Raw genomic sequence first — 25,665 nt, forward strand, 5'->3', positions numbered from 1 at the left:
AAGCGGCGGTCATGCCGCCGGTCGCCTCCGGCCCGGTGCTGCGCGGCGCTGGTATGATCGCCTTCGCCAGTGATGCGACAGCCTTCGCCGAGCTGGCGAACACCTCCGACAACGAGACCGTTCCGGCTGCGGCGCCGGCAACGGTGATGCCGTCGACGGGATCGCCCGGCAGGAAGGCGGCGCGCTGCTCGCTCCAGGCAAGCTTCCCCCTGGCCTGGCCGAAGAGATGGATGGTCGGCGTCCAGCCGCCCGACACCAGCACGCAATCCGCGCCGAGCCTGGTGTCATCGTCGAGCGTCACGCCCTCGACGCGCAATCTGCCGCTGGCGCGGGCCAGCGCCCGCCCTTTGACCAGTCGCACCCTGGCCGGCGTATCGGGCATGCCGTCACGCCTGACGTCGACCAGCGTGACATCGGCTCCAGCTTCGGCCAATGCCCCCGCGACCTCGTAGGCGCTGTCATTGTTGGTGGCGACGACGACGCGGCGGCCAACCAGCACCGCATGGCGCCGCAGATAGATGAGCGCCGCATCCGCCGACAGGATGCCGGGCAGGTCGTTGTTGGCGAAAGGCAGCGGCCGTTCGATGGCGCCGGTCGCCAGCACGATCTGGCGCGGCCTGACCCGCCACAGCGTATCCGGCCGGCCGTCGAAATGGCGCTGGTTCAGCCCCACCAGATTGTGGTCGTAGATGCCGAAGGCGGTGGTCGAAGGCAGGATCAGGTGACCCGCGCCTGCAAGCCCCGCAACCGTCTCCTCCACCCAAATTGCCGCCGGCTTGCCGTCGATCTCGCCGGTGCGGTGGCCGAGCGATCCGCCCGGCGTCCGCTGGTCGTCGACCAGCGTGACGGACAGGCCTGCCCCGGCCGCCAGCCTTGCCGCCGCCAGTCCGGCCGGTCCGGCACCCACCACCAGCACGTCGCAGTGGTGGTTGATCTGGTCCGATATGCCGGTCGAAGTCCAGTCGGTGTCGACCTTGCCCAGGCCCGCCATGGCGCGGATGCGCGGTTCGAACATGTGCCAATCCGGCCACATGAAGGTCTTGTAGTAGAATGCCGCCGGGATGAAGCGCGCAAACCGGTCGAGGAAGGCGTTGCGGTCGGCCTGTGCGCTGGGCGTGGCGTTGACGCTTCTGGCCACCAGCCCGTCGCGCGCCGGCTCGGTCGTGGCGCGCGTGTTCGGCGTCGAAGGCAGGCTGCCGCCGACATCGACGAGCGCATTCGGTTCCTCGACGCCGGCGCCCCAGATGCCGCGGGGCCGATGATATTTGAAGCTGCGGCCGACCACCGCCACATCGCCGGCCAGCAGCGCCGAGGCGATGGTGTCGCCGGCAAAGCCATGCACGGTTGTGCCGTCGAAGCTGAAGCGGATCGGCCGCGACCGGTCGATGGCGCTGCCGCCGGTGGCGAGACGCGAGGCGGTCACGCCGCGTGCTCCCCGCCAAGCGCGCTCGCGGACAGCACCTTGTGGGTGACGGTGTCACGCTCCATGACGAAGAACTCACCGCAATTCATGTGAACCCAGATCTCGCGCGCCGTGCCTTTTGGATTGGACCGCAGATAGAGGTAGTCGGCCCAGCGCTCGGTCGGCACGCCGGCGCCGTCCGGACGTGCGTTGCCGGCATCGCCGCCAAAGTGGAATTCGGTCTCGTCGCGTGGACCGCAGAACGGGCAAGGAAAAAGCTGCATTAGAAAGTCGTCCTGGTTTTATGCATGTCGTTTCCCCAAAACCGCTGCGCACTTTTGGGCGACATGCATCAGTGCGCGATGCCGGAGCCGGCCGCTTCGTCGATCAGCCGGCCGGTGGCGAAGCGATCGAGATCGAAGGGGCGGCTGATGTCGTTGTGCTTGCCGCTGGCGAGCAGTTGCGCCAGAAGCGTGCCGCCGGCCGGGATGGCCTTGAAGCCGCCCGTGCCCCAGCCGCAATTGAGGAACAGGTTGGGGAGCGGCGATTCGCCGATGATCGGCGAGGAGTCCGGCACGACATCGACGATGCCGGCCCATTGCCGCATCAGCTTCAACTGGCCGAAGATCGGGAACATCTCCAGCAGGCCCGCAATCACGGCCTCCAGCGTCGGCAAATTGCCGCGCTGCGCATAGGAAGGGATGCGGTCGAGCCCGCCGCCGATGACGATCTCGCCCTTGTTCGACTGGCTGACATAGACGCCGGTGCCGGGCGACAGCACCACCGTGTCGAGGATCGGCTTGACCGGCTCGGAGACGCAGGCCTGCAGCGCGTAGGAATTGATCGGCAGCCGGAAGCCCGCCTTGGCCGCCAGCACCGAGGAATGCCCGGCCACCGCCATGCCGATGCGATCGGCGCGGATGGAGCCGCGCGTCGTCTGGACGCCCCGGCAGCGGCCGCCCTCGATCATGAAGTCGGTAATCTCGCAGTTCTGGATGATGTCGACGCCGAGCCGGCTCGCCGCGCGCGCATAACCCCAGGCGACCGCGTCATGCCGCGCCGTTCCGGCCCGGCCTTGCCAGATGCCGCCGAAGACGGGGAAACGGGCATTGGCCGAGAAATTATAGATCGGCGCGACGCGGCGTACATCCTCGGGAGAAAACAGCTCCGCGTCGATGCCGTTCAACTGCATGGCGTTTACGGTGCGCGCGCCGACCTCCATCTCGGCGGTCGAGTGGCACAGATTGACCATGCCGCGCTGCGACAGCATCACATTGTAGTTGAGGTCTTTCGACAGCCCTTCGTAGAGCCGATGCGCCAGCCCGTAGAGTTCCACGCTCTCCGGATAATAGTAGTTGGAGCGCACCACGGTGGTGTTGCGGCCCGTGTTGCCGCCGCCGATCCAGCCCTTTTCCAGCACGGCGACCCTGGAGATGTTGTGGTTCCTGGCCAGATAATAGGCGGTCGCCAGCCCGTGTCCGCCGCCGCCGATGACGATCGCGTCGTAGGACGCCTTGGGCTCGGGCGAACCCCACGCCGGCTGCCAGCCGGTCTGGCCGGCAAGGCCCTCCTTGAAGAGCGACAGGGCTGAATAAGTTCTTGTCATGGCGTGCCGGAGAGGCCTGATTTGTGAAAGGACGGGCGGGTTATTGCAGGATCATTCGCGTGGACAACGCGATGAAGCGAGCCTTTCTTTCGACGCCGGGAACATGGGTTGTCAACTGCATATCGATACCCGACGGCGACGAAACCTAACGGTGTTGTACAGACATGTCCAGTTGCCGCCGCGATCCGGATTTCGATCGGTGTGCGGCTAGCGGGTCCGCGAAATCGTTTCCCTGACGTAGCGCGCGAAGTCCTCGACATCCTCTGTCGAAGGCTCCTGGCCGGTGAAGCTGCGCAGATAGGAGGCGACGTGGGTGAGGCGGCTGCTCATCGGCTCGTTGAGTTCGAGGGAATAGTAGCCGATCTGCATGAAATAGAGCACCCGGGCTCGTATGAACGCGTCTTCCTCGTCGTAGCCATGACGCACGAACATGTCGCGAATGGCGCCGACGCGCTTCTCGTCGGCCTCGTCGAGCGCGCGCCTGATGGCGGGCGAGCGGCGGGCCCAGGCCCTGATTGCGAAATCCAGCTGGGGGTCGAACAACTTTTCGTCGACCCAGCATTCGAAAATGCTCATCACCCCGCGCACGACGGTCTTCGAGGGCCGCCTGGCGCGTTCGACGATGAATCGTGTGTTGGTCTGCCGCCAGTAGTCCAGCAATTGGTCGAGCAGGTCCTGCCGGCTCTTGAAATACCAGTAGAAGCTGGAGCGCGACACATCGAGCTTCTGGCCCAGCGTCAGCACGCGCACGCTTTCCACCCCGTCCGAGATCAACGTTTCAAGCGCCAGTTTCAGCCAGTCTTCGCGGGTGGCCTTGACGTTGCCGTTGACGCCGGCGCGCTGGATCGTCGTATCGGTGGCTTCCATTGCCATGACGCATGACACGCCGAACCGGGCAAATCAAGGCTATGGACACTCATGTCCAGGTCGATTCTACCGGAGACCGATAGTGTGTGGCTGATATTGGTCGGATCGAGGCGCAGATGTCGCCCGTATTTGGAATTTTTGCCGCGGCGACAGGTTCACTGTATGCTTTCCCGCAAGGCATTTGTCTGTCAAATACGGATTCACAGATGCGGCCGCGCGGCCGGCCAGCCAGCCAAGGAAAGACAAGCTCATGACCCTGTTTCGAAAGAACCTCATCGATGGCGAATGGGTCGGCGACGCCGGTTCGCGCAACATCAACCCCTCGGACACGGGCGACGTGGTGGGCGAATATGCCTCGGCGGGAGCCGAGCAGGCGAAGCAGGCGATCGCGGCGGCCAAGGCGGCGTTTCCCTCATGGTCCCGCTCCGGTCCGCTGGCCCGCCACGCGGTGCTGAAGAAGGCTTCCGACGAGATCATGGCGCGCAAGGATGAGATCGGCCGCAATCTGGCGCGCGAGGAAGGCAAGACCTTGGCCGAGGGAATCGGCGAGACCATTCGCGCCGCCCAGATCTTCGATTTCTTCGCGGGCGAAACCCTGCGCCTTTCGGGAGAGGTCGTGCCGAGTGTGCGGCCCGGCGTCGGCGTCGAGATCACGCGGGAAGCGGTCGGCGTGGTTGGCCTCATCACCCCCTGGAACTTCCCGATCGCCATTCCGGCCTGGAAGATCGCGCCGGCGCTGGCTCATGGCAACACCATCGTCTTCAAGCCGGCGGAACTCGTTCCCGAGAGCGCCTGGTCCATCGTCGACATCCTGCACCGCGCCGGCCTGCCCAAGGGTGTTCTCAATCTCGTCATGGGCAAGGGCTCGGTGGTCGGCCAGGCGATGCTCGACAGCCCCGATGTCAACGCAATCAGTTTCACCGGCTCGGTCGGCACCGGCAAGCGCGTGGCCGCCGCGAGCATCGAGCACATGCGCAAGTTCCAGCTCGAAATGGGCGGCAAGAATCCGCTCGTCGTGCTTGACGACGCCGATCTCGGCACGGCCGTCGAATGCGCGATCAACGGCGCCTTCTTCTCGACCGGCCAGCGCTGCACCGCCTCGTCCAGGCTAATCGTGACGGAAGGCATTCATGACCGCTTCGTCGACGCTCTCAAGGATCGCCTGGGCAAGCTGGTCATCGGCGACGCGCTCGACGCCCAGACCCAGATCGGTCCGGTCGTCGATGCGACCCAGCTGAAGCAGGACGAGGATTACATCGCCATCGGCGTCAGGGAAGGCGCCACGCTCGCCTTCGGCGGTGAAAGGCTCGACCGCAAGGCGCCGGGCTTCTACCTCAGCCCGGCCCTGCTGACCGAAGCCACCAATGCCATGCGCAGTTCGCGCGAGGAGATTTTCGGCCCCGTCGCCAGCGTCATCCGCGTCAAGGACTACGACGAGGCGCTGGCTGTCGCCAACGACACGCCCTTCGGCCTGACGTCTGGCATCTGCACATCGAGCCTCAAGCACGCCACCCACTTCAAGCGCAATTCGGAGGCCGGCATGGTGATGGTCAACCTGCCGACGGCGGGCGTCGATTTCCATGTTCCCTTCGGTGGCCGCAAGGGGTCGAGCTACGGCCCGCGCGAACAGGGCCGCTACGCGGCGGAGTTCTACACCACTGTGAAGACGGCCTATACGTTCGCGGGCTGATCGGGAGCTCACCAGGCGCCGGCCGATCGGGCCGGCGGCCTCCTATGCGGACCAAGTCACTGGCTCAACCGGTCTCCGCACCACGTCATCGAAGGCGATGTCGTTCGCGTCCTCACCGGCAACGAGACCGACTTCTGGCCCGATCCCACCGGCTCCGACATATCCGCCGACATTGCAACGTGGGTGACGTCTGGGCTAGCGTTGGCGATGGGCATGTCGCGCTGGCGGGAAAAGGTCAAACGAACCGTCTATTCCAAGTCGCTGAGGTTGCTCGGCGTTCCGCCCGTCCTGTGGTCGAAGGGCATCGGCCATTTCTGCGATTTCGCCGGGCCGGCCTGGTATCGCTGCGCGCCGACAGAATCGGCACAGATCGATTCATTCTTCCGCCGGCACTACGCTGGCGCGCATGGCCTGGTGTGGGTGCGCCTGAGCACTCTCGCCAGGGATTCGCAACGCTGCGATCTCGATACGTTCGCCAGGATTGTCCTCCCGACGATCAACGCTCCCTTCACCCTGCTGACAACCGATGGCGATGCCTCGGTGCCGTCGGATCTCGCGAAGGACACCGTGGATCGTCTGCTCGCCAATCCTTTCCTGGTATCGTGGCACACGCAGAATTGCGATGGCGATGACCCCAGGATCAAGCCTTTCCCCATAGGCCTGGATCTCCACACTTTCCGGTCCTTCACGACGCCGAGGACCCTGGTGAAGCAGCTGGAAACCCTCCGCGACCGGCGGGATCAGCGGGATCGGGGGGACCGGCCGCTCAAGATCTTCTGTGATTTCAGCGTCAGCCGCGGCTCCACGCAACGCCGCGAATTGATCGATGCCCTGCATGGATGCCCCCATGTCGATTTCCTCGAGCGCCGTGTGTCGCAGCAAGCGATATGGGAACTGTATTCACAGTATCCGCTGGTCCTGTCGACCGAAGGAAACGGCCTGGACTGCCACAGGACATGGGAGCTGCTCTATCTGGGCTGCATCGTCATCACCAGAACCTCGCCCCTGAACCCCCTCTACGACGGACTGCCGGTCATTGTCGTCGACGACTGGCGGCAGGTTTGGGACCTCGATCTGCTGGAGCGCGAAGTCGAGAGACTCAAGCCCCTGACCGAACCTGGCTACCTCTGGCAACGGCTGCGGCCCGAGACCTATCTGAAAGCCATCCGGCAGGAATTGGCATCGCGCTGAGACCAGGAACGGCATATCGATTGTCGCAGCGTCGCATGCTAGCTGTGCGCCATGGTTCTCATCGCCATCACGGTCCACGAGCGCGCGGAGTTGGTCCGCCATTGCTTTGCCACGGCCGCCGAATTGATCCTGCCCGAGGGCTCGGAGATCGTGGTCCATGACGACGCGAGTCCCACGCTCGACACGGCGAGGCTGATCAGCGATGCGGGTCTTTCAGCCAGTCTCGAGCGCATGCCCGTGCGAAAGGGCGCTTCGGGGATGATCACGGAAGTCTGGCGATCGTTCCTGGCTTCACATCATGAGCATTTGCTGTTCCTCGACAGCGACATGATCATCAATCGCGACGCCGTTGGCGCCGGCCTTGAGCAGCTGGCAGGTTTCGAGGGGTTGCTGAGCCTCTACAATTCGATCCTGCATGCGGGCGATGCGGTTGGCCCCGATCTCGTCAGCAAGCGCCGGATCGGCAACGCCGGAACCCTGTGGAACCGCTCTCTCGTGAGACTGGCGCTTGAGCGTGTAGGAGGCAAGCCTTACATCGACGACCGCTACTGCGAGCTGTTCAATGCCATGAAAGTCCCGTTGGCGGCCACGACGCGCAGCCGCGTTCAGCATCTGGGCATCCACGGTGAGAACTATCACCCTTATGGTGGTCTGGATCACGGCAGCGGTTTTGTGCCGGACTCGCCGGCACAATCGGCGGCGCTGGTCTACGCGCACGACCATCTCCTGAGCCGCCAGCAGGCTTTCCTGCCATCCGCATCCTGGCTGCGGGCGCGGCGAGACAAGTCACTTTGGCGCCGTCTGACCAGACGTCTTAGCCAACGGGCAAAGTGAAACGGCCCGGCGCATCACCGGGGCGCCATCACCACGGCACATGTAATATTTCGAGCTTCGGCAGGCCGACCGGCCTGATGCCGAGATCGTTGGCGAGCAAGCCAAAGGCCTCGGTTTCGATCAGATCGCGATAGGGAATCTCCGGGAAGCGGAGACCGCCGCGATGCAGGGCGGCATCGACCAGCAGCATCGTGCCGCCGACCGCATCCAGGCCGATGATGTCGAGATGCCTGAGGTCGCTCAGGTGATAGCGGCTGTCCGTGCGCGCGGGCGGCTGGTGCAGGCCGCCGTGTACGTCGCGATAGTAGCGATAGTCCCTCTCGTGCCGTCTGATGATGAAGTTGTTGAGGTCGAAGCTGGCGCCGCCGGCAACCTTCACGCAGTTGGGCACCGCGATGCGATGTCCGGTGTCGATCAGGCGATCCACGACACCGCCGGGAAAGCGCCAGACGTCGATATCGATCCACAACGCCCAATCGTCGTTATCGTCCAGCCCGTGATCGATCAGATAATTGCGAACCTTGGCAATCGCGCCCCGCCTGACGCGCTGCATGCGTGGCTTTGCCCGCTTTACCCTGTCGAGGCTGGTGCCGACATGGCGTTGCAGCAGGACAATGTCGCGATACTCGCCGGCCAATCCTGCCGTTGCCGCCCGCAACCTGTCCCAGCTTCCATCCACGCTGTCGCCTTCGCAGAACACCAGCTTGATCCTGTCCTTGGGATAGTCGAGTGCGCCCAGCGTATCCAGAAAGGGTTGGATAAGGTCGGCGGCGTCCCGAAGCGGCACCAGAACCGCGATGTTGCGGCCTGACGGCGGCGGCGCCCCGAGCACGGCCTTGCTGACGCTTGCTTTCGCGGCCGTCTCATCCAGATGCGGACCGCGCGTCAGGTGATGCCGGAGCCGGTACGCCAGGGTGCGAAGCTTGCTTCGCCATGTCGGCGGAGGCTCCGGCCTCCACCATGTGCCGGCCCAGTGATGGATCGAAAGCGCCGCGGTCCCGTCATCGGCTTTTCGGTTCATGCCCGTCAACACCGGCGTGAACAGGCCGGAAGGTTGAATGGCGAACGCGTCCTGATCGCCGAAACCGCGCTGGGCGGAGGTCAGCAGGCACGGTCCCGTAGCATCCAGCACGTCCTTGGCATGAGCGAGGCCCGGCATCATCGACAGCAGATGCATCCAGAACGGATGCCGGGGCGGGCTCGCCATCGTTCCGTTGAACAGGAGATAGGGCAGGCCGCGGAAATCTGACTGGATGGATGCGTGCGAAACGGGTTCCTTGCCCACCACGATCCGGTTCTCTTTCATGATCGGATCGAAGGATGCCACGCATTCGCAGTCGATATCCGCGTAGACCCCGCCGAAATGATGCAGGAGCATGTAGCGGGCCGCGTCCGAGCGCTGCACGCCGTTCACATAATCGCAGAATGTTGGCAGGAAATCCGGATAGTGCTCGGCAACGAATTCGAGCAGCTTACGGTCGCTCCAGAGCATTACCGTCCAGTCCGGATTGTGCCGCTTCCAGCTGTCCGCGTAGGGCTGGAAGCGCGCGGGGATGCTGTCGGTCTTCCATGTCTGGTGCAGGATTGGCGGGATCATTGGCTGCTCATGGATGGATGCTGGGAAGATGGCTAGTCGTCATTTGGCGGTCTTGTCCAGTCCAATCCCTTCGCCAACGGCGTCGCGAATGGCCCGCGGCCCGAATCTTGCCCAAACCGCCTGGTGCGCCAGCAGGCGCTGCCGTGCCCGACGCTCGCCATCCCGGCAAAGTTCGACGGCCATGTCGGCAAGGCCCTCATCTGCGGTCGACAGAAGCAGATAGTCATTCAGGCCCAGGCCTTCGGCCGCCAGGGGTGTCGCGATCACCGGCACGCCCCAGGCCATCGCCTCCAGGATCTTGATGCGCGTGCCGCCTCCCGCGGTGAGCGGCACGATGCTGAGATGCGCGGCGGAAAGCAGCGGCGCCATGTCTTCGGGGTCCTCGATAAGCTCGACGCCCGGCAAGCCGGCCAGCGCCTGCACGGAGGGCATCGGGTGACGCCCGCCAAGCACAAGGCGCGCGTCGGGAAAGGCCCGCCGGATGCGGGGCAATATGACACCGGCCAACCGCTCGGCGGCATCGACATTTGGGGCGTAGCCGAGATGGCCGACGAACAGGATCACCGGGAAGCCGTTGCCGGACGTGGGGTCGACGGGCAGGGTCTCGGGTATCTCGCCGGCGTGCGGAATCCCGTTCGGCACGACATGGATCGGCACGTCGGGCCGGGCAAGGGCCGCGAGCCTGTCGCGATCCTCGTTCGAGCAGACCCAGACCCTGTCGACGATGGACAGCGCCTTTCTTTCCAGGCGCTCGATGCCAAGGGCATCGGCGATCATGGTCTTGCCGGATCGTGCCGCACCGCCATGGCGCAACTGTCCCGCCAGGTCGGATTCGACATTGTGCATGTCGAGGATGAGCTGTTTGGCCAGCGGCCGCAAAGGCCGCAGCAGCTTGAACAGTCCGATGCCCTCGACCACAACGGTATCCGGCTGGAATTCGCGGACAAGCCTCTCCAGCCGCGCCAGGGCGGACCGGGAAACGCGCTGCTCCGCCTTTATGCGCCTCCATCCGATCGAACCTGTGCGGGCCTCGCCTTCCACCGACAGCGCCTCGCTCCGGAATGGCGGATCGACTGGTCTCGGCCCCTCCGCATGCGGCCTTACCGAAACCAGACAGACAGGTCCGAATGCTGCCGCCGCCACGGCATTGCCGTGATTTCTCAGATCGGCGCCGGACGTTGGCGGATAGGCGGGATCGTTACACACGATCAGCGTGCGCCGCCCGGTGCCGGAACTGGTCGCTGCGCATCCCGCGCGCAGCCCGGTTCGGGTTCCGATCGCAATGCGGACACGATATTGCAGGGCCTTCCAACTGCGGCCGAAACCCTTGTGGGCGCGCACGGCGCGCATCATTCGCCTTGCGTCCTCATACATGCCGTGCCTGATGAGTTGCCTCGCGATCCGCAGCGCTATCCAGGCTTTTCTCCACTGAACGATCTCCCTGTCGACGCCCGGCAGGGCCAGCCTGTTGAACTCCAGCGCCATCGCCAGAAATGTCGCGCGAGGCTCGCGTATGAAGCGTCGCGCCATTCTTGCCTCGTCGTGATGATAGACAAGCACCACCGCCGGGACGGTCACCACGTCGACGCGCGCAAGCAGCGACGCCCAATAGCATGTGTCCTCGTCCAGGCTCAGTCCCTCCGGAAAGCGAAGCTCGGCTGTCGCTGGCGCCGCCACCAGCGCGCTGCCCATCGCGATCGGCCACGCCTCGTTGAGCAGGTACCGTCGGGCATTCCCGGCGCGGTCATCGCTATAACCCTGCGGCGGCTTGAGCTTGTCGGGGCGGCCGCCGGTCCGGCGAATGCTGGCACCGATCGCAAGGCCGGCGCCGGGACTACGCAGGAGCGCGCCGTGCAACGACTCCAGGCCTCCCGCCACCACTTCGTCGTCCGCGTCGAGCAGGAACATGAACTTGCCCTTGGCGCGCGCGATGCCGACGTTGCGGGCGGCGCCGGCGCTGCCGACCCGGATGCTCAAGACCTCCAGCGGCAGCCCGTATCTCCGCGCGCTTTCGATCGAAACGCGATCGGTGCCATCATCGGAACCGTCGTCGACCAAGAGGATTTCGCCGATCAGCGCTTTGTCGGCAACAAGGCTGCGCAGCGTGCTGTCGATTGTCGACGCGGCGTTCCTGGCCGGGATGACCACGCTGATGTCCTTCGGCGACGACTGCGATACACTCATTGTGCCTCGAAGAACCCACGATCGAGCAACCGGTCATAGACGCGTTTGAGCGGCGAGACGGCGCGAAGCGAAATTTGGGCAAGGCTGGCGATCGGCTGCGGATCGATATCGAATGGCGACCGGCCCTGGACCCAGGAATAGGACGACCCGTCCTTGAGCGTCGACGGGCTGGCAACCACATAGCCGCCCAGTGCCTTTACGTGGCCGACCCGGCGCAGGCCGGAATACAGGCTCGATGAAATGGTCGGTTCCTCCGTTCTCAGATAGACGTGGAAGCCGTTGGGCGACCTGGCCAGGGGCGTGCGATCGGCCAGCGACCGATGCATCCTTGACCAGTCTCGATAGCCGCTGACCTTGTCGAAATCCAGGACAAGGAGATTCGCGTATCCTCCGACGATCCCGATATTGCCGGAAGGGTTCAGGAACCAGCGCCTGACGTCATCGCTCGTCGGCGGCTTCTGCGACAGCTGGAAGGCCACCGATCTGAACGCCAGCTCCTTGAGGTTCTTTCGACGCGTCTGCAGATGCAGCGGGTCATAGTCCATGGCCGCGAGGTCGAGATGCTTGCCACCGCTGCGGAGAGGCATGCAGATGTAGCCCTTGGCCAGAAGCTGGATCGCATAGTCGGTATTCGGTCCAGGCAGCATCACCGGTCTTTCATTGGCGCAAGGCGTCTTGGCAACCGTCTATGCGCTAAAAGGGTTCCGTCGAGCAGCATGCATGGCACCGGGGTGTCTGTCCGGGTATTCGACATGCAGAGCCGCGCAGGCGCCTTCATCGTCTCGACCACGCGAGCCAGCGCTCCGACACGCGCCTCCAGAATGAGGTGATGCGGGTTCGCCGGTAGGCGTCGCCGGCCATCTTTATGCCTTGTGCCTGGGTCGGGAAGGGATGGATGACATCGGCCAGCGCGTGCAGCCCCATGCCCGATCGGATGGCGAGCGACACCGCGTTGATCATCTCGCCGGCGTGCCTGGCGACGACGGTGGCGCCGAGAATGCGGTCGGACCCTTCCCTGACATGGATCTTGACGAAGCCTTCCTCCTCGCCATCCATCACCGCACGGGCGACATCGTGCATAAGCACCGTGTAGGTCTTGACCGGGATGCCGTCCTGGCGGGCCTCCGCCGGATAGACGCCGACATGGGCGATCTCCGGATCGGTATAGGTGCACCACGGAACGACCAGCTTGCTCAGGCGCGAGCGCCCAAGAAACAAGGCGTTTTGGACGACGATGCGGGCCGACGCCTCGGCGGTATGGGCGAACTTGTGCTTGAGGCAGACATCGCCCGCCGCATAGACGCGCGGATTGGTGGTTCGCAGATAATCGTCCACCCTGATGCCGTCGGCGTCGTAGGCCACCCCGGCATTCTCCAGGTCGAGACCATCCACATTGGGCGACCGGCCGATGCCGGTGACGATCTCGTCGATGGAAATCGTCATCGTCTCGTCGTCCCGCACAAGGTCGGCGAGTTTCCGACCACCCTCGGCGCGCACCGCCACCACCTCGGTGTTGAGGCGGACCTCCACCCCTTCGCGCGCCAGCGCGTCCGAAAGGATTTGGGCGGCGTCGCGTTCCTCGCCGGGCAGGAACATCGGATCGTTCTGCGCCAGGATGACCTCCGCCCCGAGCAGGCAGAGGGCTTGCGCCGTTTCGCAACCAAGCGGTCCGCCGCCGATGACCAGAAGCCGCTTTGGGCAGTCGACCAGATCGAACATGGTTTCGTTGCTGAGATAGCCGGCCTCCACGAGGCCCGGAATCGCCGGCAGGCTCGCACGCGCACCCGTCGCGACCATCGCCTTCCTGAAGCGCAGGATTTTTCCCGCGGCCATGATCGTGTCCGGCCCGGAAAAGCGCCCTTCGCCGAAATAGAGGTCGATGCCCTCCGAGGCCAGGGTTTCGGCCGAGACGGCCCGGCTGATGCGCTGCCGGATTTGCCGCATCCGCGTCATCGCGCGCTGGAAATCGACGCGGACGGGTTTCGGCGTGTCGCCGCCAAAATTCTCTGCGTCGTGCATGTCGGCATAGAGCCTGGCCGTGCGGATTATCGACTTGGACGGGATGCAGCCGGTATTGACGCTGGCGCCGCCGATCAGGCCGCGCTCGATCAGCGCGACCTTCGCGCCGAGGGCCGCTGCCTCGCGCGCGGCGGTCAACCCGGCCGGACCGGCGCCGATGACGACGAGATTGTAGGGGCCGTCGGGCTCCGGGTTCTTCCAGTTGGGCGGGTGGGCAGTCCTGACAAGGCTGATGTCGCTGCCGTCGACGGGAAAGGCGGTTTCCTTTGTCCGGTCACGCGGCATCGCCGCCGTCCTTCGACAGCCATCCACCCGTGAAGCCCGCCTTATGCAGGCCGCGACGAATATGCTGATTGGACCGCATCAGCTTCCAGATCAGCCGTGAGCGGTGGTTCTCGATCATCATCACCACGATGCCCTGGTCCAGTCCATAATGGCCTTCCGATACCCAGCCGTGCCGGCCGAACTTCCGGCGGTTCGCCAATGTTGGGTTGAAGCCGCTCGGCAGCCGGAAATTGTCGACCACCCCAGCGTAGCGATCGCCAAGATGACGCAGGGCCGCGATGCAGATGTCCGGGGCGAAAGGCAGCGACGCCAGATAAGACCATGGCGCGATGGTTCCGTCATCCGGTCCGAAAGGCGCGCCGCGCGCGGCATAGCCCGAAAACCGGTGCCGCCGGCGCTCGATGCTGGCCCGGAAGCCACCTGGCCCGTCGCCCGCCGAAAGTCCCCAAAGGTTCTCGTCATAGCCGCTGAAATCGTAAGGGTTGCGGCGCGCATAGTCGCGGTGCAGGTAGGTCGCTCGGCGGCTGTTTTCGAAATAGTCCGAATCCTTCTCGCGCATGAAGGCATCGCGGATGCCGGCGAAATCGATCCAGGCATGCGAGAATTGGTGCATGAACAGCGGGCCACCATAGAGCACATCGTAGCCGTAGATGTTTTCCCACTGATAGGTGGCCGTCCACCCTGAGTAGCTGTCGTCCGAACTCGGGCTGTCGGGCGAGGCCATCGACAGGACGTACAGGATCGTCGCTTCATTGTAGCCTTCCCAGCCATAGTGCAAAAAGCCGCTCTTCGGCTTCCAGCCCTGCCGCAAGGTCGGGGTGCTTCCCTGTGCCCATCGCCAGTCGACGCGTCGGTACAGCGCTTCGGCCAGTTCCCGTATTTCACGCTCCTCCTCGTTGTCACCGGAGAAATAGCTGCCCGCCACGAGCATGCCGGCGACCAGCAATGCCGTGTCCACCATGGACAGTTCGCAGCGCCAGACGCGGCGGCCGGTTCGCATGTCGAGGAAGTGGTAGTAGAAGCCCTTGTGGCCGGTGACATCGTCGCCATTGCCTTGCGGGCTTTTCCAGAAGAAGCGCAGCGCCGCGAGTGTCAACTCGGCGGCCGAATCGCGCGTCATCCAGCCGCGCTCCACGCCGATCGGATAGCACGACAGGGCAAAGCCGACGACGGCGATGCTGGCCGGCGAATTCGGCCGCGACGTATCGGCGACCAGCCCGTTCTCCGGGTTCACGTTTTCGCGGAAATAGTCGAAGGCGGCGCGCTGATAGCGGTCCAGCAGATCGTCGTCGGACAGCGCGGCGGGTTCTGCTCTAAGCAAGCGATGCAAACTCCATCTTGATGGCCGCGACTCCCAAAGGCGGGAGGATCACGTCGAACGCGAGGGTGCGGTCGCGCCAGGTAACGGGCAGCTGCTGTTCCGGCATCGCCGAGGCTTCGTGCAACCGAGCGACCATTGCCGGACTGAGATAGTCCGGTCTTCCCATCGTCTCCCACAGCGCCTTGGCGTTGGCGGTTTCCGCATCGATTCGCCGCACGGTCGCCATGGCGGGCTTCATGGCATCGTGCAGTTCGACATGCACAGTTTCGGTTCCGATGGGATGACGTGGCAGGGCGAAGTTCGAGATCAGCACGGTCAGCGAATTCCCGTCACGGACGCACCAGCTGTCCAGGGTTGGATGGTTGCCCTCCACCGGCAGGATTTCATGGCCAAGTCCATGCAGCATCTGGAAGGCACGGTAAGCCGGTTTGGCGATGCCGTGAAGGTTCATCAGGCCGAAACCGCCGTGAAAGGGCAGGGACGGAAAATAGTTCTCCTCGAAGATGTCCGAAAAGGTCCAGTAGCTGTAACCGTCGACCAGGCCTCTCGCCTCCATAACCGTCTTGACGATGAAGGCGGCAGCGTAGGGCTCGTCATGCATCGGGTCGCGCGGGTTCGAGGAGGTGGACCATTCCGTGTAGTAGAGCGGCCGGTTGCCTGCCTGGCCCCGCGCAATCCGCGCCTCGTCGCGCAAGACGCTCCTCCTGCTTTCGGCAAGCTGGGTTTCGGTATCGTCTCCCGGTTTGCCGAAGGCGTCGGTGGGATAGTGATGCGTGCTGATGAAGTCGACCGCAAGGGCATTCCCGGTGCAGAATGCAATGAAGTCCGGGATCCAGGCATTGGCTGCGGTCGCCGGTCCGCCGACCTTCAACCGGATGTCGATGGATTTGATCGCCTTCGCCGTACTGGCATAGAGCTTGAAATAATCCTCCTGCCTGCCGCTGCCGAAGGCCTGGAGATTGGGTTCGTTCCAGACCTCGAAGAACCATTCTCGCACCTCCTCGACGCCATACCGGTCGACCCAATGGCCGACAAGCCGTGTGATCAGGGCCGACCATTGGCCATGATCCCTCGGCGCGCTGACATTGGCGCGGTAGCGGAAGATGATCTGGTTGCTCGACGACAGCATAGTCGGCATGAAGCTCAATTCGACGAAGGGCCGCATGCCGATCGACAGCAGGAAGTCGAGGATCTGGTCGGCGTTGAAGAACGAGTAGAGCGGCTGGTCGTCCTGGTCGATCAGCGTGCCCATGTCGTCGTCGAGCAGGCCGTGGAAGCGGACATGGCGAAAGCCAAGCTCGTCATGGGCACGGCGCATCTGCGCCTGCCAATCGGCGCGCAGCGCCAGCGTCGCGTGGCCACTGCCGATCGTATGTTCCCAGAAATGGCGGAAGTCTTCGCCCGAGCCGCCGAGATCGCAGCGAAAGACGGCGTTCATGGAATTGTCTGAGGGCATGTGTCCGGATTGCATGCTGCACGTTGAACACTACAAGCGCGTCCACACTGCATTCGTTGCCTGGTCACGCCGATTTGTAGTTGCGCCGCCGTGCTCAGTAGGTGGCGCGGCCGCCGGAAACGTCGAACACGGCGCCGGTCGTGAACGAGCACTCTTCCGAGGCGATCCAGCAGATCAGCGCTGCCACCTCCTCGACCTCGCCGAACCTCGCCATCGGTATCTTCGACAGCATGAAGTCGATGTGCTCCTGGCTCATCTGCTGGAAGATCGCGGTGCGCACGGCCGCCGGCGTGACGCAGTTGACCGTCACATTGGTCTTGGCCAGTTCTTTGCCGAGCGACTTGGTCAGCCCGATCACGGCGGCCTTGGATGTGCTGTAGGCCGAGGCGTTGGGATTGCCTTCCTTGCCGGCGATCGAGGCGATGTTGACGATGCGGCCGTAGTCGCGCGCGATCATGTGCGGCACGATCGCCTTGTTGCAGTAGAAGATGCCATTGACGTTGATGTCGATGACCCTGCGCCAATCCTCCACCGAATAGGCCCAGGTCGTCATGTTCGGCCCCGTGATGGCGGCGCTGGTGACCAGGATATCGACCGCGCCAAGGGCTTCGATCGTTCGCGCGGCGGCGCTCTCGACGCCCGCTGCATCGGCGACATCGATCACCACGCCTTGCAGCCCGGCGACAAGTGCCTTGGCCTGCTCGATCTGGGCCGGGTCGCGGTCCCAGACGCAGACGCGTCCGCCTTCGTCGACGATCCTCTGCGCGACGGCCAGGCCGATGCCCGCCGCCCCGCCTGTGATGACGGCCGACCGACCCGTGAACCGTCCCGCGAAATTTGCCATGTGCTCTCCTCCCGATTGGCGGCGAATGTGAAGTCAACCGCGCCCAAGTTCAAGGCAGGATAGGTCGCGGCAACGGGATATTACTGGGCCAGGAGAAGACCGAGCGACGTGGAAGCCTGCGGCCCTATCGGTGCTGGAAGAACTGCAGGAACAGTTCGCGCTCGGTGGTGATGTCGAGCTTTTCATAGATGCGCCGGCGATGGTTCTTGACCGTGCCGACGGTGATGCCGAGACGGTCGGCGATGTTGGCCGTCGGATGACCGGCCAGGATCAGCTGGACCAGCTCCCGCTCGCGCAGCGACAGCTCCGGCCACAGGCTCACAGGGATGGTCGGTTCCTGCCGGGGCGAGGCGCCGGGCACTGTCGGCGCCGATGTGCGGGAGAACTCGGCTCCGCGTGCCGTGATGTCGAGGGCGTGCAACGCCTCGAATACCGGCAGACGCTCATCCAGCCGGGCGATCTCGCTGTCCTTGAAAGTGGATGTCGAGCGGTCGAGGAAGATGCCGAGGCACCAGTCGCCGCCATCGGCCAGCATGATGCCGACCTCGTCGCAGATCTCCGACTGCGCCAGGAAGCCGGCTATGTACTGGCCGCGCTTGGCCTCGTCGTCGGCAAGGCGTTTCAGCGGCATGATGCCGAGCCTCCGCTCGCGCCGGACCATCTCGTCCGAGAAGCGCCGGTGCTTGACGAATTCCGGTGTCTGCGTTGCCGAATAGCGCGTCACGGTGACGAGGTCGTGTTCGATGTCGGCGCCGATCAGGTCGATCAGGCAGTCGACATGCCTGTCCGTGCCGGTCGCGGCGATCGCCCTGGCGAGCGGCGCCCAGATATTGCCCATGCGCATGCCCTTTTCTGGGCGATGTCGGCCCAACCGTCATTGTGTCTTTAGGCATATGGCGCAAGCCCGCCCAACGAATCTAGCCTTGCGTCATCCTAGACCCAATCCCGAGGCGACCGTGACCCAACCCAACCTCACCGCCCCTATCGTCGGCAACCCGATCGTCATCGGCATCGACGCCGGCGGCACCATGACCGACACGATCCTTGTCGATCAGGACGGGCACTTCAAGATCGGCAAGTCGGCGACCACGCCGAAGAACGAAGCCGAGGGTTTCCTGGCTTCGGCAGAGGACGCCGCCGACGCCTGGGGCATCTCGCTGGACTCTCTGTTCTCCGGCGTCAACGTCGTGCTCTATTCCGGCACCGGCATGCTCAACACGCTGCTGTCGCGCACCGGCCGCCGGCTTGGCCTGATCACCACCAAGGGCCTGGAAGACATGATCCTGATGGGTCGCGGCCTGCAGGCCTGGGCCGACTATTCCTATGCCGACCGGCTGCATGCGGTGACGCATCACCACCCCGATCCCTTGGTGCCGCGCCGCCGTACCCATGGCGTCACCGAGCGTATCGACCAGTTCGGCGATATTGTGCTGCCGCTCTATGAGCATGAGGTTGCGGCCGCCGCCCAGAAACTGATCGCCGACAAGGTCGAGGCGATCTGCATCATGACCATCTTCTCACACGTCAATCCGGTGCACGAGAAGCGCATCGCCGAGATCTGCCGCGAGGAGATCGCAAAGGCCGGCGCCGACATTCTCGTCTACACCAGCCACGAGGTCCGCCCGGTCATCCGCGAGCAGTCGCGGCTGAACTCGGTGCTGATCGAGGCCTATGCCACCTCGCGCGGCCGCAAGCAGCTGAAAGGCATCGAGGATGTCTCGAAGAAATACGGCTTCAAGTATGGCGTGCAGACGCTGCTCTCCTTCGGTGGCCTGACCTCGATCAACCATCCGCGCTTGCACGAGACCATGATCTCCGGCCCGATCGGCGGCATATTGGGCGCGGCCTATGTCGGCAAGCTGATCGGCAACGATTCTCTGATCTGCTCGGACATGGGCGGCACTTCATTCGACATGGGCGTCATCTCGCGCGGACAGACCCGGATCGAGAACGAGCCGCTGATGGACCGTTTCAAGCTCAATGTGCCGACCCTGCATCTCGACACGATCGGCGCCGGCGCCGGCATGATCCTCAAGGTCGATCCGCTGACCAGGAAGGTCTCGCTCGGGCCGGAAAGCGCTGGCTCCGATCCCGGCCCGATCTGCTTCGCCAAGGGCGGCACCGAACCCACCATCGCCGATTGCGACGCCATCCTCGGCCGCCTCAACCCGTATTATTTCCTCGGCGGCAAGGTCGTCCTGCAGGTCGATAAGGCGCGCAAGGCGTTCGAGGAAAAGTGCTCCAGCATCCTTGGCGTCGGCGTCGAGGAGGCCGCCGAGGGCATGATCGACATGCTGGAGGCCGACGCCAACAACGCGCTTCGGCGCGTCATCTCAGGCCAGGGCATCCACCCCTCCGAATTCACGCTGCTTTCCTATGGCGGCTCCGGCCCGCTGCATCTCGCCGGCTGCTCCAGGGGCATCGGCTTCAAGGACATCATCACCTTCCAGTTCGCCGCCGCCTTCTCGGCCTTCGGCTGCACCACCGCCGATTTCATGCGCCGCCATTCGGTGTCGACGCAGCACGACATCGGGGCCAGGGCAAGCGATGACGAACTGCTCGCGTTCGGCAAAAAAGTCACCAATGTCTGGAATGACCTCACCAGGGCAGCGGTCGACGAGATGATCAGCGACGTGCACACCAGAGAAAAGATCAGGACCGTGCCGTTCCTGATGATGCGCTACACCGGCCAGCTTGAAGACGTCGAGGTCATGGCGCCGCTCGCCGAGGTCAACTCGGCCGAAGACATGCGCAAGGTGATCGACGAGTTCGAGGCGGTCTACGCCAAGGTCAACCATCGTGTGTCGCGCTATGGCGAGGCCGGCTTCACCATCACCGAGCTCGGGCTTATCGCCACCGCCGACAAGGTCAAGCCGGTGCTGCTCAAGCGACCGCTCGGCAGGTCTGACCCGGCGGCGGCCCACAAGGGCGTGCGCGAGGCCTATATTGGCGGGCGCTGGCACAAGGCCAATCTCTACGAGATGGACCTGCTGCAGCCCGGCCATGAAGTGATCGGTCCGGCCATCATCGAACATCCCGCCACCACGCTCGTCGTTCATCCGCAGGACCGTGTCCATGTCGATGAATGGACGCTGCTGCACTACACCCACGCTTGAGAGGGCGACCGCCATGTTGGACAAACCTGCCTCGGCCCTGCGCCTTCGCGAAAGACTGCTCGATTCCGAGCGGCTGATGGAAGAAACCGGCTGCTATGACGGCATCACGGAACTGACGCTGCGCAACCAGGACCCGCTGAAATTCGAGACGCTGCACACCAAGCTGCGCGCCTATTGCGTCTCGGCACGCGAGATGGCCCGCCGCATCTCGGCCTCGCCCGGCGTGCGCGAGGTCGGCGAGATGGTGGTCGCCATCTACACGCCGGAGGGCGACGCCATCGCGCTGTCCAACGGCATCATGGTGCATGTCCATACGATGAGCCGCTTCATCAAATGGATGATCAAGAACAATTACGAGGAAAACCCGAAAATCCGTGAAGGCGACATCTTCGCCAACAACGACGCCTTCATCGGCACCGTTCAGGTGCCTGACGTCATGGACGTGGTGCCGATCTTCCATGAGGGCACGTTGGTCGGCTGGGCGGGCGCCGTTTGCCACGAGCTGGAAGCCGGCGGCATCACACCCGGCGGGGACGTCTGCCTCGCCCAGGAGCGCTTCACCGAAGGCCTGTTCGTCTGCGCCGAGAAGATTGGCGAGAATGACGAGATCCGCCGCGATTATGTCATCCGCTGCGAGCGTAATTTGCGCATGCCGATTTACTGGGTGCTCGACGAGAAGGCCAAGGTGGCCTCCTGCATCGATATGCGCGAAAGCGTCCAGCAGTTGATCTCCGAGATCGGCCTCGACTACTGGATGAAGGTGTCGAAGGAGTTCATCGAGGAAGGCCGCCGCGCCCAGCTCGCCCGCACCCGCCAGCTCACTGTGCCCGGCATCTATCGCGGCCACACCTTCTACGGCCATGTCACAGCGGGAAAGCCGGGTTTCCAGCTGCTTGGCGATCCCGACTGGCTCTACAACATCCCGATCGAGATGGAGATCACCACCGACGGCAAGATCACCATGGATTTCGAGGGCACGCAGCCCTGGGGCTACCATTCGATGAACTGCACGCCGGCCGGCATGGATGGCGGCATGTTCGTCACCTTGACCCAGCACATGAATTTCGAAGGCCTGGTCAATGACGGCGCCTGGATGGCGACCGAGCTGAAACTGCCGCACGGCACCTGGACCAACCCCGACAACGAGATGGTGGCGACCGCCACCTCATGGGCGCTGCTGCTGCCCGCCTACGGCGTCTTCCAGCGGCTTTTGTCGCGCGGCTTCATCGCCCGTGGCTTCGTCGAGGAAGCCTTTGTCGGCCAGGTCAACAGCCCGATGATCGAGATGGGCGGCGAAAGCCAGTACGGCACGCCGTTCGGCATGGCGCATTTCGAATGCGCCGCCGCCGGCTCCGGCGCGCTGGCCATCAAGGACGGGCTGGACACCGCCTATGTCGGCTGGAACCCGGAGTCCGACATGGGCAACATCGAGGTCTGGGAGCAGTCGATGCCGATGGTCTATATCGGCCGCTCTATCGTGCCGAATTCGGGCGGCGCTGGCAAATATCGCGGCGGCTGTTCCTTCGTCTCGACCTGGCTGATCAACAAGACCCCGCATCTGCGGCTGCACACCTCGGAGCACTCCTCGCGCGTGTTCGACAATGCCGGCATGTGCGGCGGTTATCCGGCGCCGACCTGCCAGAAGCACCGCGCGGTGCGCAATTCCAACATCCATGAACTGGCGGCAAAAGGCGAACCGCTGGCGCATGCGCCCGGCATCGACCCGCATGTTTCGGATTACGAGCGGAACATCGGCGGCGACCACATTGTGGTCGAAGGCCCCTACATCACATCGCCGCACAAATCCGGTGACATCTTCAGCCATTCCTACAATGGCGGCGGCGGCTACGGCGACGTGCTGGAGCGCGATCCCATCAAGACGGCGTGGGATGTCGAGAATGGTTTTCTCACCCGTCAGGCGGCCGAGCAGGTTTTCGGCATCATTTTGAAGGACGATGAAGAGGGGTATCCGGTTGCCGATATCGACGCCACGGTCGAACGCCGCGCCGTCATGCGCAAGCAGCGCCTCGCCAAGGCGATCCCGGTTTCGGACTGGATCGCCGCCGAACGCGACCGGGTCGAGAAGGGGGACTTCGCCCCCGAGGTGAAGAAAATGTACGCCAGCGCGATCAAGTTGTCGTCGCGCTTCACGAGGGATTTCAGCGAGTTCTGGAACGTCGACGCCACGTCCATCTTTACGCCGGGAGCAAAGCCATGACCTCGTACAGCAAGGAAGTCCTTGCCGATCTGGCCGCCGGCCAGCTGCCCTGGCCGCAGACAAAGCGCATCATGAGCGCTTACAAGGACGATGACCGCTTCTTCAAGATGGTCGCCGTCTACCAGGACCGCGTTGCCTGGAAGGACCCGATCCTGCTGCCGGTCTCGGACCATCTGTTCATCTGCCAGAGTGGCGAGGAACGCATTACTCGCTGCGAGTGCGGTCATTCCTTCGGCGACTACCGCAAGAACTGGAAGCTGAACGCCTCGATCAACGTGCGCAACACCGAGGAGGCGTTGCGCGAGATCTATCCCAACAGCGATCTTCCCGATCCGCAATGGATGGAAATCCGCGAGTTCATCTGCCCGCAATGCGGCACGCTGCACGAGGTCGAGGCCGCCGCGCCCGGCTATCCGATCGTCCATGATTTCGAGCCCGACCTCGAAGGCTTCTATCGCGAATGGCTGGGCAGGCCGCTTCAAGCAGGCTGATCCGGTGAACCGCGTCGCGGCGGTGGCTATGACGGCGCCAACGCCTGATCGACAAGCCGGTGCCGGCCTGATTGTCTGGTGCGAATTGATTGGAGGATGCGAGCCATGACAGATCTATCCGGCCGCGGCGCGGTCGTCACCGGTGGTTTTTCCGGCATGGGCTTCGCGATAGCCACGGCGTTGGCACAGGCCGGGGCGAATGTCGCCGTCGGCTCCTACGTCGCGCCCGCCGGTGCCGACAGGTCCGATGCCGCCTACTATCCCGGCGCCGACGAGATCGAGCGCGTGCGCGCGGCTCTCGCAGCGCACGGAACCAAGGTTCATGCCGCTCATCTCGACGTCCGCGATACCGAGATAACCAACCTGTTCACCGCCGAAGCGCAGGCGGCGATCGGCCCGGTCGACATCCTGGTCAATGCCGCCGGCACCACCGCCGAGCAGCCGGTTTGCGGCCATTCCGATGCTCTGTGGGACAAGATCGTCGACACCAACCTCAACGGCGCCTTCCGCGTCACGCGCGCCGTCCTGCCCGGCATGATCGAGCGCGGCTGGGGCCGCATCGTCAATATCGGCTCGACCGCAGCTACCGTCGGCTGGAAGGACAATCCCGCCTACTGCGCGTCAAAGGCAGGACTTCTCGGTCTCACACGCTGCGTGGCGCTGGAAGGGGCGGCCCACGGGGTCACCTGCGTCATGATCAGCCCGACCTGGGTCGAGACGGAACTGATGCGCCGCAACGTCGCTCAAGTCGTCGAGCGCGAGGGCAGGGGGCGCAGCGTGGAGGAAGCGATGGACGAGATCGCCAGCGGCAATCCGCAGCAGCGCGTGCTGCAGCCGCGGGAGATAGCGGCCCTGGCCGTCTTCCTGTGCTCGGATCTTGCCAAGGGTATCACCATGGAGAACATCCAGGTCACCGGCGGAGCCCTCTGGTAGCGTCATGGCGAATCGACCGAACTGATCCAGTCGGCTGGCTGACCTCTCCGCATTTCACCGGGCTGTAAGACAAGGTGACCGGATTAGCCATTGAGTGTCGGGCGCGATAGTCTATATTGCACTGCACAATGGAGACGCCGCTTATTGCTCGCCCTTGTTCGCGACTTTGCCAGCCGGCGCCCGGCTCGCCTTCCGCGGGTCGCACCGAGCCGGTCCTGAGATGAAGATTCCCAAGTCCATCCTGGTCGATCCCGGGAAGAACTCGGTCTATGGCAGTTTTGCCGTGGCCGTGTCGGTGTGGACGTTTTCCTACTCGGTGGTCTTCGGCCAGTTGCTGATCCTTGCCTACTATGCGGTCTGGCTCCCTCTCATCCTGGTCGACCACCGGCGGTTCATGCGGCATCTGTCCAGCGCCTGGCTGCCGCTCCTGTTCGCGGCCTATGTCTGCCTTTCGATCTTCTGGTCGGCGGCGCCCGGGATGACCGCGCGGACCGGGGTCCAGTATTTCTCCCACATCGTCTGCGCCTACATTGCGGCGCGCACTGTCAGCGTGCGTACCCTGACAATCGGTGCCTTGGTTGGAATATTCGCCGTCCTGCTCTACTCACTGAAGGTCGGGGCCTATTCCGCCGACGTTCTTGACGGCACCTACAATTTCGTCGGAGCCTTCGCCTCGAAGAACCAGGTCGGCTTCGTCGGCTCGCTCGGTCTCTATTTCGGCGTGGTGTTTCTCGCCTTCTACAGGCGAGGCCGGCTGGGCCTGATCCTGATGGCGCCTGTCTTGCTGTTGTCGGCCTATATCCTGGTCATTTCGCATTCGGCCACCTCGATAGCCTCGATACCCGCCGTGCTGGCGCTGGTCGCGCTGCTTGCCATGAGCAAGGTGCTGTCGCGGCGCTATCGTCGTGTGCTGGTCCTCGTCGGCGCCGGCCTGCTGGCCGTCGTCGCCGTCGTCGCTCTCAATCTGGGGCTGATGGATTTCGTCCTCGGCATCTTCGGCAAGGATTCCACGCTGACGGGACGCACCTATTTGTGGGGACAGGGCTGGAACGCGGCCTGGAAATCGCCGGTCCTCGGCGTCGGCTACGCCGCGTACTGGGTTCAGGGTTTCTCCGAGGCCGAGCGGCTGTGGAACGAGTTCTACATCACCGCCCGCACCGGTTTCCATTTCCACAATACCTACATCGAAGCCCTGGTGGAGCTTGGCTTTGTCGGCGCGGTGCTGGTCTCGCTGATCATCCTTCGCACACTCTTCGGCCACCTCGCGGCCGTCGTACTCAAGACCTGGCAGGCCGATTCCGTTGTCCTGGCCGGTGTGATGGTGCTGCTCTTGATACGGTCTTTCGTCGAGGTCGACATCCTCAACCCCTACATCATGGGGTCGTTCCTGCTGTATTACAGCTATTTCAGGCTTGCGCCGGTGCCGGTCGCCCAGCGCCGCCGGGTTCCGGTTGGCCTTGCGGAAGCAAAGCCGGCACAGGCTTGAGCAGGAACCGTTCTAAAGACGCACGTATTCTGGCGATGCCGCGATCTCACGGATAATGCGCGCGGGGTTTCCCGCAACCAGGCTGCGCGGCGGCACACTCTTGGTCACCACGGATCCTGCTCCAA

20 protein-coding genes and 1 pseudogene are annotated in these 25,665 nt (G+C 64.0%); 8 read left to right on the forward strand and 13 right to left on the reverse strand.

Annotation, left to right across the window (positions count from 1 at the left end; genetic code table 11):
• From WC739_RS14355 to WC739_RS14370, 4 genes are all read right to left on the reverse strand, one after another.
• Nucleotides 1-1,423 (reverse strand): FAD-dependent oxidoreductase (locus WC739_RS14355; protein WP_372953699.1); only part of this gene is annotated, 1,423 nt, incomplete at its 3' end.
• Nucleotides 1,420-1,686 carry a sarcosine oxidase subunit delta gene (locus WC739_RS14360; protein WP_372953700.1) on the reverse strand — a complete coding sequence of 89 codons (267 nt, stop codon included), beginning with the start codon at nucleotides 1,684-1,686 and terminating at the stop codon, nucleotides 1,420-1,422. The genes WC739_RS14355 and WC739_RS14360, both read right to left, overlap by 4 nt.
• Nucleotides 1,687-1,754: 68 nt before the next feature.
• Complete coding sequence (locus tag WC739_RS14365; RefSeq protein WP_372953701.1) at nucleotides 1,755-3,008, reverse strand: sarcosine oxidase subunit beta family protein; 1,254 nt, start codon at nucleotides 3,006-3,008, stop codon at nucleotides 1,755-1,757.
• A 207-nt stretch (nucleotides 3,009-3,215) separates the two neighbouring features.
• Complete coding sequence (locus WC739_RS14370; RefSeq protein WP_372953718.1) at nucleotides 3,216-3,875, reverse strand: TetR/AcrR family transcriptional regulator; 660 nt, start codon at nucleotides 3,873-3,875, stop codon at nucleotides 3,216-3,218.
• A gap of 250 nt (nucleotides 3,876-4,125) precedes the next feature.
• Between WC739_RS14370 and WC739_RS14375 the strand changes: the two genes are divergently transcribed.
• The 3 genes from WC739_RS14375 (at nucleotide 4,126) to WC739_RS14385 (ending at nucleotide 7,590) form a co-directional block, all read left to right on the forward strand.
• Nucleotides 4,126-5,565 carry an aldehyde dehydrogenase family protein gene (locus WC739_RS14375; RefSeq protein ID WP_372953702.1) on the forward strand — a complete coding sequence of 480 codons (1,440 nt, stop codon included), beginning with the start codon at nucleotides 4,126-4,128 and terminating at the stop codon, nucleotides 5,563-5,565.
• Nucleotides 5,566-5,778: 213 nt separating this feature from the next.
• Nucleotides 5,779-6,756, forward strand: coding sequence for a hypothetical protein (locus WC739_RS14380; protein ID WP_372953703.1), 978 nt, complete (start codon nucleotides 5,779-5,781; stop codon nucleotides 6,754-6,756).
• 51 nt (nucleotides 6,757-6,807) lie between these two features.
• Entirely contained in the window at nucleotides 6,808-7,590 is a 783-nt protein-coding gene (locus tag WC739_RS14385; protein WP_372953704.1) for a glycosyltransferase family 2 protein, read from the forward strand.
• A gap of 28 nt (nucleotides 7,591-7,618) precedes the next feature.
• Here WC739_RS14385 and WC739_RS14390 read toward each other — a convergent pair whose 3' ends face one another.
• From WC739_RS14390 to WC739_RS14425, 8 genes are all read right to left on the reverse strand, one after another.
• Nucleotides 7,619-9,187, reverse strand: coding sequence for a glycosyltransferase (locus WC739_RS14390; RefSeq protein ID WP_372953705.1), 1,569 nt, complete (start codon nucleotides 9,185-9,187; stop codon nucleotides 7,619-7,621).
• A 39-nt stretch (nucleotides 9,188-9,226) separates the two neighbouring features.
• The gene (locus tag WC739_RS14395; protein ID WP_372953706.1) at nucleotides 9,227-11,371 is read right to left on the reverse strand and encodes a glycosyltransferase; all 2,145 of its coding nucleotides are present in this window, start codon (nucleotides 11,369-11,371) and stop codon (nucleotides 9,227-9,229) included.
• Nucleotides 11,368-12,018, reverse strand: a complete 651-nt coding sequence (locus WC739_RS14400; protein ID WP_372953707.1) for a bifunctional DNA primase/polymerase — start codon at nucleotides 12,016-12,018, stop codon at nucleotides 11,368-11,370. Before WC739_RS14400 ends, WC739_RS14395 begins: the two co-directional genes overlap by 4 nt.
• A 127-nt stretch (nucleotides 12,019-12,145) precedes the next feature.
• On the reverse strand, nucleotides 12,146-13,675 hold the full coding sequence (locus tag WC739_RS14405) for a mercuric reductase (RefSeq protein ID WP_372953708.1): 1,530 nt from the start codon (nucleotides 13,673-13,675) through the stop codon (nucleotides 12,146-12,148).
• Entirely contained in the window at nucleotides 13,665-14,996 is a 1,332-nt protein-coding gene (locus WC739_RS14410) for a glucoamylase family protein (RefSeq protein WP_372953709.1), read from the reverse strand. The genes WC739_RS14405 and WC739_RS14410 overlap by 11 nt, the downstream gene beginning before the upstream one ends.
• Nucleotides 14,989-16,434: a glycosyl hydrolase gene (locus WC739_RS14415; protein ID WP_372953710.1), complete on the reverse strand. Its 1,446-nt coding sequence runs from the start codon at nucleotides 16,432-16,434 to the stop codon at nucleotides 14,989-14,991. Before WC739_RS14415 ends, WC739_RS14410 begins: the two co-directional genes overlap by 8 nt.
• 112 nt (nucleotides 16,435-16,546) lie before the next feature.
• Complete coding sequence (locus WC739_RS14420; RefSeq protein ID WP_372953711.1) at nucleotides 16,547-17,296, reverse strand: SDR family NAD(P)-dependent oxidoreductase; 750 nt, start codon at nucleotides 17,294-17,296, stop codon at nucleotides 16,547-16,549.
• A 124-nt stretch (nucleotides 17,297-17,420) separates the two neighbouring features.
• Nucleotides 17,421-18,140: a LuxR C-terminal-related transcriptional regulator gene (locus WC739_RS14425; RefSeq protein WP_372953712.1), complete on the reverse strand. Its 720-nt coding sequence runs from the start codon at nucleotides 18,138-18,140 to the stop codon at nucleotides 17,421-17,423.
• A gap of 112 nt (nucleotides 18,141-18,252) precedes the next feature.
• Here WC739_RS14425 and WC739_RS14430 point away from each other — a divergent pair, with 112 nt between their 5' ends.
• The 5 genes from WC739_RS14430 to WC739_RS14450 all read left to right on the forward strand — a co-directional run bounded on the left by WC739_RS14430 (nucleotide 18,253) and on the right by WC739_RS14450 (nucleotide 25,540).
• Nucleotides 18,253-20,412 (forward strand): hydantoinase/oxoprolinase family protein, encoded by a 2,160-nt coding sequence (locus WC739_RS14430; protein ID WP_372953713.1) that lies wholly within the window; start codon nucleotides 18,253-18,255, stop codon nucleotides 20,410-20,412.
• 13 nt (nucleotides 20,413-20,425) lie between these two features.
• On the forward strand, nucleotides 20,426-22,630 hold the full coding sequence (locus WC739_RS14435) for a hydantoinase B/oxoprolinase family protein (RefSeq protein ID WP_372953714.1): 2,205 nt from the start codon (nucleotides 20,426-20,428) through the stop codon (nucleotides 22,628-22,630).
• Nucleotides 22,627-23,121 (forward strand): acetone carboxylase subunit gamma, encoded by a 495-nt coding sequence (locus WC739_RS14440; RefSeq protein ID WP_372953715.1) that lies wholly within the window; start codon nucleotides 22,627-22,629, stop codon nucleotides 23,119-23,121. Before WC739_RS14435 ends, WC739_RS14440 begins: the two co-directional genes overlap by 4 nt.
• Nucleotides 23,122-23,226: 105 nt before the next feature.
• Complete coding sequence (locus tag WC739_RS14445) at nucleotides 23,227-24,054, forward strand: SDR family NAD(P)-dependent oxidoreductase (protein ID WP_372953716.1); 828 nt, start codon at nucleotides 23,227-23,229, stop codon at nucleotides 24,052-24,054.
• A gap of 220 nt (nucleotides 24,055-24,274) precedes the next feature.
• Complete coding sequence (locus WC739_RS14450) at nucleotides 24,275-25,540, forward strand: O-antigen ligase family protein (protein ID WP_372953717.1); 1,266 nt, start codon at nucleotides 24,275-24,277, stop codon at nucleotides 25,538-25,540.
• Nucleotides 25,541-25,588: 48 nt separating this feature from the next.
• Here WC739_RS14450 and WC739_RS14455 read toward each other — a convergent pair.
• Nucleotides 25,589-25,665, reverse strand: a pseudogene (locus tag WC739_RS14455) (acyltransferase); the annotation flags it as partial.

Source organism: Mesorhizobium sp. (assembly GCF_041661565.1).
In the GTDB taxonomy this organism is placed as follows: Bacteria; Pseudomonadota; Alphaproteobacteria; order Rhizobiales; family Rhizobiaceae; genus Mesorhizobium.